General features: G+C 67.3%; 17 protein-coding genes and 1 tRNA gene. 8 read left to right on the forward strand and 10 right to left on the reverse strand.

The genetic code is table 11. From position 1 onward, the window contains the following. The first annotated feature begins 90 nt into the window (after nucleotides 1-90). Nucleotides 91-447, forward strand: coding sequence for a hypothetical protein (locus tag DYE23_RS22020; RefSeq protein WP_115328156.1), 357 nt, complete (start codon nucleotides 91-93; stop codon nucleotides 445-447). 103 nt (nucleotides 448-550) lie between these two features. Here the strand turns inward: DYE23_RS22020 and DYE23_RS22025 are convergent, their stop codons facing one another. After that, nucleotides 551-946 (reverse strand): nitroreductase family deazaflavin-dependent oxidoreductase, encoded by a 396-nt coding sequence (locus tag DYE23_RS22025; protein ID WP_041787748.1) that lies wholly within the window; start codon nucleotides 944-946, stop codon nucleotides 551-553. A gap of 66 nt (nucleotides 947-1,012) precedes the next feature. Between DYE23_RS22025 and DYE23_RS22030 the strand changes: the two genes are divergently transcribed. Then, nucleotides 1,013-1,915: an oxygenase MpaB family protein gene (locus tag DYE23_RS22030; RefSeq protein WP_172527828.1), complete on the forward strand. Its 903-nt coding sequence runs from the start codon at nucleotides 1,013-1,015 to the stop codon at nucleotides 1,913-1,915. A gap of 20 nt (nucleotides 1,916-1,935) precedes the next feature. On the opposite strand, the gene DYE23_RS22035 is transcribed toward DYE23_RS22030, so the two are convergent. The 3 genes from DYE23_RS22035 to DYE23_RS22045 all read right to left on the reverse strand — a co-directional run bounded on the left by DYE23_RS22035 (nucleotide 1,936) and on the right by DYE23_RS22045 (nucleotide 4,908). Next, nucleotides 1,936-2,736 (reverse strand): superoxide dismutase family protein, encoded by an 801-nt coding sequence (locus tag DYE23_RS22035; protein ID WP_115328157.1) that lies wholly within the window; start codon nucleotides 2,734-2,736, stop codon nucleotides 1,936-1,938. A 457-nt stretch (nucleotides 2,737-3,193) separates the two neighbouring features. Further along, nucleotides 3,194-4,504 (reverse strand): HNH endonuclease signature motif containing protein, encoded by a 1,311-nt coding sequence (locus DYE23_RS22040; RefSeq protein WP_115328158.1) that lies wholly within the window; start codon nucleotides 4,502-4,504, stop codon nucleotides 3,194-3,196. 330 nt (nucleotides 4,505-4,834) lie between these two features. Continuing rightward, a tRNA-Leu gene (locus tag DYE23_RS22045) sits at nucleotides 4,835-4,908 on the reverse strand. Nucleotides 4,909-4,999: 91 nt separating this feature from the next. Between DYE23_RS22045 and DYE23_RS22050 the strand changes: the two genes are divergently transcribed. Beyond that, on the forward strand, nucleotides 5,000-6,262 hold the full coding sequence (locus DYE23_RS22050; RefSeq protein ID WP_013470982.1) for an amidohydrolase: 1,263 nt from the start codon (nucleotides 5,000-5,002) through the stop codon (nucleotides 6,260-6,262). Here DYE23_RS22050 and DYE23_RS22055 read toward each other — a convergent pair. After that, complete coding sequence (locus DYE23_RS22055; RefSeq protein WP_011892861.1) at nucleotides 6,259-6,570, reverse strand: SUR7/PalI family protein; 312 nt, start codon at nucleotides 6,568-6,570, stop codon at nucleotides 6,259-6,261. The two genes, DYE23_RS22050 and DYE23_RS22055, sit on opposite strands and share 4 nt — an antisense overlap. Before the next feature lie 26 nt (nucleotides 6,571-6,596). Then, nucleotides 6,597-7,220 (reverse strand): flavodoxin family protein, encoded by a 624-nt coding sequence (locus DYE23_RS22060; RefSeq protein WP_011892860.1) that lies wholly within the window; start codon nucleotides 7,218-7,220, stop codon nucleotides 6,597-6,599. Between the two features lie 91 nt (nucleotides 7,221-7,311). Between DYE23_RS22060 and DYE23_RS22065 the strand changes: the two genes are divergently transcribed. Continuing rightward, nucleotides 7,312-7,491, forward strand: coding sequence for a hypothetical protein (locus DYE23_RS22065; protein WP_013470979.1), 180 nt, complete (start codon nucleotides 7,312-7,314; stop codon nucleotides 7,489-7,491). A gap of 73 nt (nucleotides 7,492-7,564) precedes the next feature. Here DYE23_RS22065 and DYE23_RS22070 read toward each other — a convergent pair whose 3' ends face one another. The 3 genes from DYE23_RS22070 to DYE23_RS22080 all read right to left on the reverse strand — a co-directional run bounded on the left by DYE23_RS22070 (nucleotide 7,565) and on the right by DYE23_RS22080 (nucleotide 10,172). Further along, nucleotides 7,565-7,822, reverse strand: a complete 258-nt coding sequence (locus DYE23_RS22070) for a DUF7218 family protein (RefSeq protein WP_011892859.1) — start codon at nucleotides 7,820-7,822, stop codon at nucleotides 7,565-7,567. A gap of 66 nt (nucleotides 7,823-7,888) precedes the next feature. After that, on the reverse strand, nucleotides 7,889-8,911 hold the full coding sequence (locus tag DYE23_RS22075) for a DNA topoisomerase IB (RefSeq protein ID WP_011892858.1): 1,023 nt from the start codon (nucleotides 8,909-8,911) through the stop codon (nucleotides 7,889-7,891). 79 nt (nucleotides 8,912-8,990) lie between these two features. Further along, nucleotides 8,991-10,172, reverse strand: a complete 1,182-nt coding sequence (locus tag DYE23_RS22080; protein ID WP_099961902.1) for a zinc-dependent alcohol dehydrogenase — start codon at nucleotides 10,170-10,172, stop codon at nucleotides 8,991-8,993. Between the two features lie 104 nt (nucleotides 10,173-10,276). Between DYE23_RS22080 and DYE23_RS22085 the strand changes: the two genes are divergently transcribed. Together DYE23_RS22085 and DYE23_RS22090 are read left to right on the forward strand one after the other, a co-directional pair. Further along, nucleotides 10,277-10,780 carry a flavin reductase family protein gene (locus tag DYE23_RS22085; RefSeq protein WP_115328159.1) on the forward strand — a complete coding sequence of 168 codons (504 nt, stop codon included), beginning with the start codon at nucleotides 10,277-10,279 and terminating at the stop codon, nucleotides 10,778-10,780. Beyond that, entirely contained in the window at nucleotides 10,777-11,484 is a 708-nt protein-coding gene (locus DYE23_RS22090; RefSeq protein ID WP_115328160.1) for a pyrimidine reductase family protein, read from the forward strand. Before DYE23_RS22085 ends, DYE23_RS22090 begins: the two co-directional genes overlap by 4 nt. A gap of 85 nt (nucleotides 11,485-11,569) precedes the next feature. Here the strand turns inward: DYE23_RS22090 and DYE23_RS22095 are convergent, their stop codons facing one another. After that, nucleotides 11,570-12,424 carry an SDR family oxidoreductase gene (locus tag DYE23_RS22095; protein WP_115328161.1) on the reverse strand — a complete coding sequence of 285 codons (855 nt, stop codon included), beginning with the start codon at nucleotides 12,422-12,424 and terminating at the stop codon, nucleotides 11,570-11,572. Nucleotides 12,425-12,650: 226 nt separating this feature from the next. Here DYE23_RS22095 and DYE23_RS22100 point away from each other — a divergent pair, with 226 nt between their 5' ends. Both DYE23_RS22100 and DYE23_RS22105 read left to right on the forward strand, forming a co-directional pair. Beyond that, on the forward strand, nucleotides 12,651-12,926 hold the full coding sequence (locus DYE23_RS22100; protein WP_011892853.1) for a DUF4235 domain-containing protein: 276 nt from the start codon (nucleotides 12,651-12,653) through the stop codon (nucleotides 12,924-12,926). A 78-nt stretch (nucleotides 12,927-13,004) separates the two neighbouring features. Next, entirely contained in the window at nucleotides 13,005-13,265 is a 261-nt protein-coding gene (locus DYE23_RS22105) for a hypothetical protein (RefSeq protein ID WP_011892852.1), read from the forward strand. Nucleotides 13,266-13,271: the final 6 nt, after the last annotated feature.

The following is a 13,271-nucleotide window of genomic DNA, read 5'->3' on the forward strand; positions in this document are numbered from 1 at the left end:
ACACGTTGTCAGACCTGTGGCCGAGAACGCGAAATATGTTGCTGCGCAATCCTTCTCGCAGCTCCGCGGCCGAAGCGTTAGAGTTGACCGATGGCACGTGCCTGCCCGCTGGTGATCATCGCCGCGGTCCTGGGACTGACCGTCCTCGCCGCGGGCGGCGGACGGGCAGCGGCCGCACCGGGGCAGGATGATCACGGCGCGCCGGTCATACCCCCACCCGCCTTTCCGGCGCTACCGCTGCCGGTACTGCCCATCCCGGCGGGACTGCCGCCGTTCCCCTACCCCGCGGACGTTCCTTTGGTGCAACTGCCGGCCGACATCCCCACCGTCGAGTTCCCGGCCGCGGTGCCACCGGTGACATTGCCCGGCCCCGTTCCCTCCGTGCAGTTGCCCGCCGCCATCCCGCCGATCCAGTTGCCGGCCCCGATCCCGCGCGGGTTGTTGTAGCGGCGGCGGTCGCCGGCAAGGGTCGGGGCGCGCTGCGGACTCCACCAGCATCGGCGACATCCTCAGGCGCGTGACGCGTGCCTACGACTGGTTTCCGCGGCCTTCAGCGAGCGGGGCCTGCGTTGGTCAGCAGCAGGGCCGCCTCGTTGTAGGGAAACAGGCGATAGAACGGACGCGCACGCGCGACGACGAGCGGCGCGGCCTCGGCCTTGCTCACCACCCGTGGGTCGGTGAGCACGACGGCGCGTCCGCGCTTGTGCAGCACCGTCGGTCCTCCTGCAAGGACGTTCTTGACCCAGTCCGTCTGCAGGCCGTAACCGATCAGAATGGCGTAACCGTCGGCGGTCTCGAAGACGAGAAGAGGTGTCCGGTACGGCCTGCCCGACTTCCTTCCGACGTGCTCGAGCGTTCCGAGGTTCGGAAGCCACGGCGTGAGCGATCTGGCCGCTGGGTTGGTGACGCGCCGGTTGAACTCTGCGACTCGGCGGGGCATGCGCATACTCCGACGATAGCGCCGGGATCGTCTGTCACCCCCTCCCCTGGCAGGCCACGTACCGTCGAGGTCATGGTGTTGGCGCGGGAAGTGGCGGCGATCAGGAGCGGCCTGGGCCGCGCGGTGTTCGGGATGGTGGCAGGGCCGGACGGGCCGGACAACCGCGCACGGATCCACGGCACGCCGGGTCCGCGGTGGTTCGCCGAGGACCGCCCGATCCGGCGGGTGCACGCCGACGCGTCGATGTTCGTCGGCGGCCTGCGCGCACTGCTGCTTCAGTCGCTGCATCCGCTGGCGATGGCGGGCGTCGCCGAGCACTCCGACTACCGCGCCGATCCGTGGGGACGTCTGCAGCGCACCAGCACATTCCTCGCGGTCACGACCTTCGGGCCCGACGCCGAGGCGCAACGGGCGGTCGACAAGGTCCGCGGCATCCACCGCCGTGTGCGCGGCGTCGCGCCCGACGGCACACCGTATGAAGCCGGCGATCCCCACCTTCTCGAGTGGGTGCACATCGCGGAGATCGACAGCTTCCTATTGGCCCACCAGCTCTACGGGGCGCAGCCTCTCGACCAGGCGGGCCGCGACGGCTACGTCGCCGACACCGCCCGTGTCGCACGTGCTCTCGGAGTGTCGAATCCTCCCCGCACCGAAGGCGAGTTACGCGAGCGGATCAAGGCCTACCGACCGGAGCTGCGCGGCACCTCCGCAGCCCGGGACGCCGCGCGATTCCTGCTGTTGACGCCGCCGCTGCCGTTGCCGGCACGTGCTCCGTACGGCGTCCTGGCCACCACCGCGGTGGCGATGCTGCCCGGGTGGGCACGAAAGCCGTTGTGGCTGCCGCACTTTCCGCCCCTGGAAGCGACGGCCGTGCGCGCCGCCGGACGAGTGCTCGTCGGCGGGATCCGGTGGGTGATGACGGCCGGTCAGGAAGAGCAGGCTGCCGGGAGTCCGGCGCCGGTCACGCTGAGGTAAATCTCCCGCGCGGCTCCCCGTCAGCCGTTGGGGGCAGGGACCGGTGCCGTGGTCGTCGTCGTCACGGTCTCGGTCGGCGCCGTGGTCTCGGTGGTCACCGTCGTGGTGGGAGTCGGGCTGTCGGTCGTGGGCGGCGGCGTCGTCGGGGTCGTCTCGGACGCGGTGTTCGGCGGTACAGCGGGTGCCACCGTTGTCGTGACGGTCGACGTGGACGTAGAGGTCGAGACCGACGTCTCGGTACTAGCGGGGCTGATCACGCCGCACGCGATGCGGGTATCCGCGCCTTGTTCCGCACCCGGCATGTCGGCGCCCTCGTGCAGCAGGATCGAAGAGCCGTCGGGTCCCGTGAGCTGCTCTTCAGTAAAGGCATCGGTGGTGGCGACGAGCTTGCCGTTCCCGTCGGACCGGACGAGCAGCGGCGGCAGGTCGCCGGCAGCCGGCATGCCGGTCATACCCTCACCCTGGAAGTGGTCACCGGCGGAGTTGAAGTCGCCGACCGGTCCGCCGTCAGGGGCAGGCGAGTTCGGCTCACACCGGCCGAACGCGTGGATGTGCAGGCCGTGGAATCCCGGAGAGAGACTGGCACCGTCAACGGTTTCGACTGTCACAGTGGCGAATCCGCCGGTGAAATCAATGGTGGCGTCGGCGACAGCCTTGTCATCGATTGTCTTCAGTTGGGTCTTGAGTTGTTGCGCGTCAGCGTTCGACGACGACGGGGTGGTGGTCGAGGACTCGTCCTCACCGGGCTGACTGGAACAACCGCTCAGAATGGCGGCGGGCGTGGCGAGCAGAGCGATGGCGGCGGTGACATGCTTGTTCATCTGAGGCGCCTACCCCTTCGACGCCGACTCAAACTGGCAATTCACTGGACGACACTGTCGGATCGGGGCCGAACCTGAAGTTGTGGTCGACCCCGGGCCGAGAACTCGCCAAGAAGTTCAGACTCGGCAGACGTCTCGGTCGGTTGTCCAACAGTTTTGGCTGCGGTGCGGCTGGGCGCCGGGCAGCCTCCGCATCCCCATCGGCGTCGGCGTCCACAAGTGGCGTTATGTGATCGCGTGCGACGGCTTCCCATACGGCATAGGGGATCGTTGACCAGCTTGCGACTCGAGTCGCGTGGCAGGAAAGTCCGATGCTGATGGGGCCGACGTGAACCGCAGACTGGACATGGCTGAGCCCGGACCTATACGTCGCGCGCGCGCCGGCAGATCCCTGTTGCATCACGGAGCAACCTATGGGTGCTGGCCGAAGGGTCCACGCCACCTCGGACGTTCCGCGTCAGTTGGCGGTGGCCGTGGGTGGTGGTTGGTAGGGGTGGTACCACTTCCAGTAGAGGCGTTCACCCGACGGTCCCCGGTAGGGCGGGACGGCCGGCGGGGGTTGGGTGGGCGGCCGGGCCAGCGTGCCGGACTGCAGTGGGCGGCCGGTGTGGTCGGTGACGGCGAGCTGGTGTGCGGGTCCGGTGATGACGATGATGCCGCGGTGGTGCGCGCGGTGGTGGTAGGGGCAGACCAGCACGAGGTTGTCGAGCTCGGTGTCTCCGCCGTCTTCCCAGTGCACGATGTGGTGGGCGTGCAGGCCTCGGGTGGCCCCGCAGCCGGGGACCACGCAGCTGCGGTCGCGGTGTTCCAACGCGCGACGCAAGCGGCGGTTGACGGTGCGGGTGCTTCGTCCGGCGCCGATCGGGCGGCCGTGACGTTCGAACCACACCTCGCAGGTCGCATCACAGCTCAGGTAGCGGCGCTCCCCGGCGGTCAGCAGCGGGCCCAGATGCAACGCGGCCAGCTTGGATTCGACATCGACGTGCACGACGACGGTGGTGTGCTGACCATGAGGGCGGCGCACCGCTTCGGCATCCCAGGAAGCCTCGACCAGCGCCAGGAACGCCTCGGCGAGATTGGGCAGCGGGGGCCGGTGCGGGCCCTCGTCGCTGTCGGCGTGCTCGCGGGTCCACTGGGCGATCAGGGCATCTTTGTGCGAGTGCAGAGCGGCCTGAAACGTCGCGGCCTGCTCATGGGGCAGCTTGATCCGCCAGTAGGTGTAGTCGGCGTCGCAGGAAGTGGTGATCTCGGCGGTCGGTAGCGACGGTGGTTCAGGCTCGTCATGATCGGGCAGGTCGTGGTCGGGCTCGTCGCCGTCGTCGGCGGACGGTTCGGGTTCGGGTCGGGGTTCCTGTTTGATCGCGGTGCGCAACTGGCTGACCGAGGCATTCTGCGCCAACCGTGCGTAGTGGTCGTCAGAGCCCTGACCGGCGCCCTCGGCGATCACCCCGACCTGATCGACAGAAAGGCGTCCCTCGCGCAATGCCTGGGTGCAGCGCGGGAACTCGGCGGCCCGGTCGGCGATCGCGACGATTCTCTCGGCGTTTCCTGCGGAGGTGCCCAGCTTCCACGCCACCAACGCCGCGATCGAGCGGGCTCCAGTCGCACCCCAGAGTTGATCGCCGTCGATCTCGGCGACGATGTCGACGATGCGCCCGTCGATGGCGTTGCGCTGGCCGGCGAGCTCGGACAGTTCGTCGAACAGGGCCTCCAACCGCGCTTCCCGAGGCGGGCTCGGGATGAAAGACGGTGCGCTGCCTGGCCGCATGACCCCAGAGTGGCAGAGAGGTCTGACAAATCCGGGTTCGATTGCGAGCCAACCAGTTCAACCTTCGCGAGACTGCCTTCACGGTCGTGACAACGGGCCCATCAACGACCCTGAGTGCAGTCTGGGGCCGCCCGGCTGCGGGCACCGGTATCTGAAGGCTGATGCCGCGATCAGCCACATCTCGAACCTCTTCTGCTCACTACGCCCAGGTGACACGGCTTCCCTACAATCGGCATCCCGAGCCGGCTACGCCCAGAGGCTTTCAATGGGCGCGTTGACGCGGCGACGTCGGTGCCTGAGGCGCGATCTCCAGGTGCGCCGGACCCGCGGTGCCCCCAGTCGGACTCGAACCGACACTTGGCGGATTTTAAGTCCGCTGCCTCTGCCAATTGGGCTATGGGGGCCTGGCCGCTGATCCTAACGATCCGCCGCGGCCCGGGTTTGCGTCTGCCCCGCCCAGGCAATCCGTCATCACCTCAACTGCCAGGAGTCGCCATGGCACCGTCATCGACCGCCGCGACCGCCGTCCTCGACGGCCTACCCGGCATCCGCGCGTGGCAGGAGGACTTCTACCGCGACCTGCACCGCCACCCCGAGCTGTCGCACCAGGAGCACCGAACCGCGGCGAAAGTCGCCGAAACGCTGGCCGGCTACCGCGTCCACACCGGCGTCGGCGGCACCGGGGTGATAGGCATCCTCGACAACGGCCCCGGCCCGACGGTGCTGTTGCGCGCCGACATGGACGCCCTGCCGGTCCTGGAGGACACCGGTCTGCCCTACGCCAGCAGTACGCGCGCCACCGATGCGACCGGGCACGAGGTCCCCGTGATGCACGCCTGCGGGCACGACGCCCACGTCACCGCACTGCTCGGCGCTGCGCGGCTGATGGCCGACGGTCGCAGCAACTGGGGTGGCACCCTGGTGGCGCTCTTCCAGCCCGCCGAGGAGACCGGCGATGGAGCCCGCGGGATGGTCGACGACGGACTGGCGAAACTTCTGCCACCCGTCGACGTGTGCCACGGTCAACACGTCATGCCCTTCCCCGCCGGCACGATCGGCGTGCACGCCGGTCCGTTCATGGCCTCTGCCGACAGCATGCGGATCACCGTGTACGGCCGGGGAAGTCACGGATCGATGCCGCAGGCGTCCGTCGATCCGGTCGTCCTCGCCGCGATGATCGTCGTGCGCCTGCAGACCGTCGTCTCACGGGAGGTCAGCCCCGCGGAGTCCGCAGTGCTCACCGTCGGCAGCATCACTGCCGGCTCCAAGAGCAATGTGATCCCCGACCGCGCCGTCCTGCAGCTCAACATCCGGACATTCAACGACGCGACACGCACCGCCGTCCTCGACGCCGTCCGCCGGATCGTCACCGCCGAGTGCATGGCGTCGCGATCGCCCCGGGATCCGGAGTTCGAACTGTTTGATCGATTCCCATTGACCGACAACGACATCCCCACCACTGAGCGTGTCACGCACGCGTTCACCGACATGTTCGGTGAACGTTGCGTGGAGCTACCCCAGGGCGCTGGTAGCGAGGACTTCAGCGACATCCCGCGAGCACTCGGCGTGCCCTACACCTACTGGGGCGTCGGCTGCGTCGATCCCGACGTCTACCGCACGGCGGCCGAAGCAGGCTCGATCAACCAGGACATCGCCGTGAACCACTCACCGCGGTTCGCACCGGTGATCCAGCCGACGCTCGACACCGCCACGCAGGCGCTCATCACCGCCGCTCTGGCCTGGCTGACCCCGGCCTAGCTCGTCGGCGGCTCGTAGTGCGCCTGCGGGTGCTTCCGGTGCCATTCCTCCTGCTGGAGTTGGACTTTGCGGTGCGTGCGGGCCAACCAGGCCAGGCCGCCGGCGATGAGAAGCACCGCCAGAACCACTCCGACGATGCCGGTGATCGTGCTGCTGTTGGCGAACGAGAACAGTCCGACGACCAGTGACAGGACGCCGAGGCCGACAGCGATCAAACCCGGTGCGTTGACACCGGCTTTCATCGTCTCGCCGGCGTGCTGGCGGGTGGTGCGGGCGTGGTCGACGGGATCTTGCGACGTATCAGGCATGAGGGCTCCTCCTCGCGGTCGTGTCGTTATTGGTAAGACGGGTATTGCGCCTGCTTGAGCGCACGCGCCAGGTGCGCGGCGTTGCGTGCCGCGGCGGCGGTGGTCGAGGCCACCTGTTCGGGGACTTCGTCGAGGTCTTTGTAATCACCGGACTCCATGGCCGGCCCGTTCCAGTACGTGCACCCCTGCGCGGGAATGCTGTAGCCGACGTCGTTGAGCGCCTGGAACAGGTCGGCGACGACCTTGTGGGCGCCGTCTTCGTTCCCGACCACGGCGACGAGGGCGACTTTACCCACCATCACGGGACGTTCCTGCTCGTCGGTGTTGGACAGCTCGGCGTCGAGCCTTTCGAGCACGCGCTGTGTCACCGACGCGGGATGACCCAACCATATCGGCGAGCTGAGCACCAGAATGTCTGCGGCCAAGATCTTTTCGCGAATCTGTGGCCACTGATCACCTCCACCCATATCGGCCTCGACGCCCGGGGCGATGTCGTAGTCGACACAGCGCACCTGTTCGCAGTCAACACCGTGCGCCCGCAGGTTCTCGAAGACGTGCTCGGCCATCAGCGCGCTACTGGATTCCGCAGGACTCGGCTTCAAACTGCAGATCAGAGCCACGGCGCGCAGCGACTGCTGATTGTGCTCCATGCCGACGAGATACCCGACGCCTCTGTCACCAAACGGCGAGGGCCATCACGTCACACGTTTGAAAGTAATTGCGTGGGGCATCTGTTCCCGCATGAGCAGCCCCCGCGAAGAAAAGGCCGAAGCCGATACCGACGCCGACCCCAAGGTCGCCGGTTCACGGGCATCCGAAGGCGACGACGACCCGTCCGACGGACCGTACGTGGGGCGTTCGAGCTCGGACGACGACTTCGACGCCGGCGAGTCGGGTGCCGAAGCGCGCAGTGACGACTGACGGCTGCACCGGGACCGGGTGACTCGACGTCACCCCCACGGGACCGGCCACACCGATCCCGGGCGCCGAAGCGTCAGTGATTGCGCAGTTTGTCGATGAGCTTGCCTTTGGTGAGGTGGGAGTAACCCGACATCCCCAGTTGCTTGGCTCGCTGTTTGAGGTCGCTGACCGTCCAGTCGTCGTACGACCCGGACTGTCCGCCTCTGCGTCCGACCGAGGATTTACCCTGGGCAGCAGCAGCATTCGAAATGCGGGCTGCCTTCTCCTTCGAGTTCCCCTCTCGCCGGAGATCTTCGTACATCTTCTCGTTCTTGATCGATGAGTTGGGCATAGAACTCGGACCTCCTACCGATTGCTCTGTCGATTGGTTTCCCGGCCCGTCAGCAACCAAACCCGATCAACCACGTGCAACCCGCTTGATGAGTGTCCGGGTGGCCTTCTCCAGGATCGCCTGCGTCTCGTCGGGTTCTTTCGCCTTCTCAGCGCGGCGCACGGCCGACGCGATGGTCATGCCCTTGGCGTATCCGTCGACGACCCGAGGGTCGACATAGGACGCCCTGGCGACGGCGGGCGTGTTGCCCAGCTCAGACGACACCTCCTTCATCACCGCCGACGTCTCCTTCTTGATACGGGTCGCCGACGTCGGCTCCTTCGCGTCAGCAAACGCCGCGGCGGCGAGCACTGTGCCGTGCCACGTGCGCAGATCCTTGACGGTGAACTCTTCACCGACGAGCTCTTTGAACCGGGCATTGAGATCGTCGGCGCGCAGGTCGACCCACGCGCCGTCGGCCCCTCCGCGGCATACCAGCAGGCGCCCGGACCTGTCCTCTCTGCGCATCAGTGAGCGCACGGCACGAACCACCTCGGGATCGTCGATCTCGACGTTGCGCTGCACGCCGCTCTTGGCCGGATACTCGAACACCACCGAGCCGTTCCGCAGCGTCACGTGCTCGCACAGCAACGTCGCGAGCCCGTAATGCTCGAATTCCTCGGCTGACTGCTCCCCGCCGGCGCGGAAGTATCCCCGGTCCAGCAGCTGCAGGGCGAGTGCCAGCACCCGATCGCGTTCCAGCCCGCGCCTGCCCAGATCCTTGGCGATCTGCGCACGCCACTCGGGAAGCCGGACCGACAACTCCAGCACGCGGTCGAACTTCTCCTCGGCCCGTTCCTGCTGCCACCGCTCGTGGTACAGGTATTGCCGCCGACCGGCGACGTCGGTGCCGACGGCCTGGATGTGCCCGTTCGGGCTGGGACTGATCCAGACGTTCTTCCACGCCGGGGGGATCACCAGATCTTTGATGCGCTGGGCGGTGTCGGGGTCGGCCAGCAGCTCACCGTCTGGACCGTAATACGCGAAGCCTTTACCGCGACGCTTACGGACGATCCCCGCCGAATTCAGCTTGCTTCGTGTGAGCCGCACTGCCGGGCACCTCGTTCATACCGTGACGTTGTCGTCGCGGAATACCCAATTCAGGTGTCCCCCACACTATTCGGCCAGCTCAGGGCTTCAGGATCACCTTGACGGCACCGTCCTGCTTCTTCTGGAAGATCTCATAGGCGTGGGGGGCCTGATCCAGGGGCAGCGTGTGGGTGGCGAAGGTGTCGACGCCCAGTGGATCCTCGTCGGTCAGCAGCGGCAGGATGTCATCGACCCACCGCTTGACGTTGGCCTGGCCCATGCGCACCTGAATCTGCTTGTCGAACATCGTCAGGATCGGCATCGGATCCGCCATACCCCCGTACACACCGATCACCGACAGCGTGCCCCCGCGCCGCACGCAGTCGATCGCCGTGTACAGCGCATCGAGACGGTCGACGCCCGCCTTCTTCATCATCGGCTTCGCGATGGCGTCGGGCAGGAACGCCGTCGCATCCTGCACGGCCTTGGCCACCGGCGATCCGTGCGCCTCCATACCGACCGCGTCGATGACCGAATCGCTGCCACGACCGCTCGTCAGGCGGCGGACCTCGTCGCCGACAGATCCGTCGAGCGCCGAGGCGTCGATGGTGTGGATGCCCCGGGCCTTGGCCCGCGCGAGCCGTTCGGCCACGAAGTCGACGGCGAACACCGTGTGCCCCTTGTGCTGGGCGATCCTGGCCGCCATGTCGCCGATCGGCCCGAGACCGATGACGGTCACCGTCCCGCCATCGGGAATGTCGGCGTAGGCCACCGACTGCCAGGCGGTGGGTAGCACGTCGGACAGGTAGACGAACCGCGAATCATCGGGCCCTTCAGGCACTTTGATATGGGTGAACTGCGCCTGCGGCACCCGCAGGTACTCCGCCTGCCCGCCCGGAACCGAGCCGTAGAGCTCGGAGAAACCGAACAGCGCGGCCCCCATGCCCTGCTCACGCACCTGCGTGGTCTCGCATTGGGTGTACAGCTTCATGTCGCACATGAAGCAGTGACCGCAGGAGATCTGGAACGGGATCACCACCCGGTCGCCGACCGACAGGTTCGACACCTCCGCGCCCACCTCGCGCACGATTCCCATCGGTTCGTGCCCGAGGACGTCACCCTCGCTCATGAACGCCCCGAGAACCTCGTAGAGGTGCAGGTCCGAGCCGCAGATGTTGGTCGAGGTCACCTCGATGATCGCGTCGGTGGGTTGTTCGATCTTCGGATCGGCGACGGTGTCGACGCGCACGTCGCGCCGCCCATGCCATGTCACAGCCTTCATGCCCGCTCACCTACCCTGTGACGATTCCCTCAAACGTCGAGGGCCGCGCGCCGTTTCATCAAGATCAGAAGCGGCAATGCTCCGACGGCCGGAGGAGGTGCGCGATGAGTGAACAACGCAGCGGCGGTGCCGCGTTCGAGAAACTGGTGTCCCTGCTCGACTATCCGATGTTCGTCGTCACCACCGTCGTCGGCGACCGCAAGGCGGGCTGCCTCGTCGGGTTCACCTCTCAGACCAGCATCAACCCGCCCCGCTTTCTGGTCGGCCTGTCCCGGAAGAACCACACCTTCACCGTGGCCCAGGACGCCGACTACCTGGCGGTGCACATACTGCCCCGCGATCAGCCGGCGCTGGCAGAGCTGTTCGGCGGCACCTCCGGGGACTCGGTCGACAAGTTCGACGAATGTGATTGGCGCCCAGGCCCGCACGGACTACCGATCCTCGACGGCGCGACCGGGTGGTTCGCCGGCCGGGTGATCCGGCGCTTCGACGTCGGAGACCACGTCGCACACCTCCTCGAGCCTGTCGACGGCAGCGCACCGGACACGCTGGGCGAGTTGCTCAGCTTCTCCGATGTCCGCGACATCGAGCCCGGGCACGACGCATGACCGAGGTACGCACCATCTCCGGGGAGACTCCCGTCGAGGATCACGGCTACCGACCCGCCCCGCCCGGTCTGCGCGCCAACATGATCTTCAGCGCCGACGGCGCCGCCGCGTTCGGCGGGCGCGCGGGCCCGCTGTCGTGCCCCGCGGACTACCAGCTGCTGCTGGCGCTTCGCGCCTATGCCGATGTCGTACTCGTCGGCGCCGGCACCGCCCGCGCCGAAAGCTACGGTCCGGTGGCGCTTCGACCGGACCACCGCGCTCAGCGACGTGAACTGGGGCTCGGTGTGCAGCCACCGCCCCTGGCGGTCGTATCGCGCAGCGGGCGGCTTCCGGAGAGCATCTTCGCGGGTCCGGTGCCTCCGATCCTGATCACCAGCGCGCAGGGCGCGCGGGAGTGCTCCGAAAAGCGCTGCCAGATCGTGGTTTCCGGCGACGATGCAGTCGACGTTGCCGGCGCGGTGCACCAGTTGCGCAGCGACGGCATGGAGCGGGTGCTGTGTGAAGGCGGGCCGACGCTGCTCGACGAGTTGGTGACCGCCGACCTGGTCGACGAATTGTGCGTCACGCTGGCACCACGGCTGGCCGGCAGCCAGCCGGTCGGCAGCGGCACACCGGCGGACATCGCCGCGCCCGCACCCATGCGACTGGGCCGGGTGTTGGTCGACCCCGACGGCTATCTGTTCCTGACCTACCGTCGCGCGTGAAACACGCTCAGCCGGGCTCCGGTTGAATTGCCCTCAGCCGGGCTCCGGTTGAATTGCCCTCAGCCGGGCTCCGGTTGAATTGCCCTCAGCCGGGCAGTGTTTCTCCGCCGATCGGCGCCAGCACCTCGCCGCTGTAGTACGACGACATCTGCGAGGCCGCGAAGAACACGTACGACGGTGCGATCTCATCCGGTTGGGCCGCCCGCTCCATCGGGACCTGCCCGCCGAACGACTCGACCTTCTCCGCATCCATGGTCGCCGGGATCAGAGGTGTCCACACCGGGCCCGGGGCCACACAGTTGACCCGGATCCTGCGCTCCGCCAACGACTGGGCAAGCGAGTACGTCAACGCGATGACGGCCCCCTTCGTCGCCGAATAATCGATGAGGGACTTGTTGCCGCGCAATCCGTTGATGGAAGCGGTGTTGATGATCGCCGACCCGTCGGGCAGGTGGGACAGCGCCGCCTTCGTGACGTGGAAGAAGCTGTCGATGTTGACCGCGAATGTGCGACGCCACTGCTCGTCGGAGATCTCGGTCAGGTCGTCGGCCGGCGACTGGAACGCGACGTTGTTCACGACGATGTCCAGTCCTCCAAGCTCTTTCACCGTCTGCTCGACGGTGCTGCGGCAGTGCCCGGGCTCGGCGAGATCTCCGGGCAACTCGATACCCCGGCGGCCTTGCGCCTCGATCAGCGACACCGTGTGCGCGGCATCGGATGTCTCGTTGAGGTAGGCGATCGCCACGTCGGCGCCCTCCTTGGCGAACGCGACCGCCACCGCTCTACCGATACCGGAATCGCCGCCGGTGATGAGCGCCTTCTTGCCGTCGAGCAGTCCACGGCCGACGTAGTCGCGCATGTCGTCGCGAGGGCGGTCGCTCATGTCCTGCGTCTCGCCGGGGTACGGAATCACAGCGTCGGGCGTCACGTCGTCGGTCACGGCGCCTGCGTACCCGGCGCATTCGGACCGAAACTACGGCGCAGGTGACTGTTCCTCACCCTCGCGGGTCGACCCCGCTCGCATGGAAAGCAGCAGCGCCCACGACCAGGTCCCGTCTGTCGATCGTGCCACCGCTCGCAGGCGTCGTTCGTGCGTTTGGCCCAGCCCAGCCCGGGTAGAGGAACCTCATCTGATTTGATGCACCGCGCACGGAATGGAGTCGACGATGAGCAAGGTCGCGCGATCGCTGTACACACCACTGTCGGTGGCCACCGGCGTAGGTGGAGGCCTGCTCGCCGGATCGCTGTTCGGCCAGATCTGGAAGCGGATCGGCGACAACGACCCAGAACCGCCGGATCCGAAGGATCTCACCCAGTCCGCGAAGACGGTCTTCATCGCCGCGGCCATTCAAGGGCTCATCATCGGCGTCGTCCGGGCATCCCTGCAACGGGCGAGCGCTCACGGCTACAAGGCCATGACCCACGAACTGCCGCCCTCTTAGGCATCTCCTCCTGACTTCAAAGGATTTGCTCAGCTACCGGTGAGCAAGTTCTCAGCCGGCGCTCTCACAGTATGAGACATGGCTGAAACCGTCGATTTTCGGCAGAATCGCAGCACCGTCACGACCGAATCGCAGCGAACGTGGCTGACCGCCGCCCTCGCCCTGATCGCGAGCTTCGCGATGATGCTGACCGCAGCATCGCACTCGGCCTCGCCAGTGGCGTACTGGACCGTATCCTCGATCGCGCTGGCGACCGCGCTGGTGGTGTTCGTCGCCGGTCAGCACGCATGGGGCGAGCTGGTGTCCAGCGCGCAGGCGGCCGGCGTGGTCGAGCGCTGAGCGCGC

Source organism: Mycolicibacterium gilvum, from assembly GCF_900454025.1.
Classification (GTDB): domain Bacteria; phylum Actinomycetota; class Actinomycetes; order Mycobacteriales; family Mycobacteriaceae; genus Mycobacterium; species Mycobacterium gilvum.

Coding starts and splice junctions, on each gene's coding strand:
- DYE23_RS22020 (WP_115328156.1), top strand. CDS start 91: ATGGCACGTGCCTGCCCGCTGGTGATCATCGCCGCGGTCCTGGGACTG.
- DYE23_RS22025 (WP_041787748.1), bottom strand. CDS start 946: ATGCGCATGCCCCGCCGAGTCGCAGAGTTCAACCGGCGCGTCACCAAC.
- DYE23_RS22030 (WP_172527828.1), top strand. CDS start 1,013: ATGGTGTTGGCGCGGGAAGTGGCGGCGATCAGGAGCGGCCTGGGCCGC.
- DYE23_RS22035 (WP_115328157.1), bottom strand. CDS start 2,736: ATGAACAAGCATGTCACCGCCGCCATCGCTCTGCTCGCCACGCCCGCC.
- DYE23_RS22040 (WP_115328158.1), bottom strand. CDS start 4,504: ATGCGGCCAGGCAGCGCACCGTCTTTCATCCCGAGCCCGCCTCGGGAA.
- DYE23_RS22050 (WP_013470982.1), top strand. CDS start 5,000: ATGGCACCGTCATCGACCGCCGCGACCGCCGTCCTCGACGGCCTACCC.
- DYE23_RS22055 (WP_011892861.1), bottom strand. CDS start 6,570: ATGCCTGATACGTCGCAAGATCCCGTCGACCACGCCCGCACCACCCGC.
- DYE23_RS22060 (WP_011892860.1), bottom strand. CDS start 7,220: ATGGAGCACAATCAGCAGTCGCTGCGCGCCGTGGCTCTGATCTGCAGT.
- DYE23_RS22065 (WP_013470979.1), top strand. CDS start 7,312: ATGAGCAGCCCCCGCGAAGAAAAGGCCGAAGCCGATACCGACGCCGAC.
- DYE23_RS22070 (WP_011892859.1), bottom strand. CDS start 7,822: ATGCCCAACTCATCGATCAAGAACGAGAAGATGTACGAAGATCTCCGG.
- DYE23_RS22080 (WP_099961902.1), bottom strand. CDS start 10,172: ATGAAGGCTGTGACATGGCATGGGCGGCGCGACGTGCGCGTCGACACC.
- DYE23_RS22085 (WP_115328159.1), top strand. CDS start 10,277: ATGAGTGAACAACGCAGCGGCGGTGCCGCGTTCGAGAAACTGGTGTCC.
- DYE23_RS22090 (WP_115328160.1), top strand. CDS start 10,777: ATGACCGAGGTACGCACCATCTCCGGGGAGACTCCCGTCGAGGATCAC.
- DYE23_RS22100 (WP_011892853.1), top strand. CDS start 12,651: ATGAGCAAGGTCGCGCGATCGCTGTACACACCACTGTCGGTGGCCACC.
- DYE23_RS22105 (WP_011892852.1), top strand. CDS start 13,005: ATGGCTGAAACCGTCGATTTTCGGCAGAATCGCAGCACCGTCACGACC.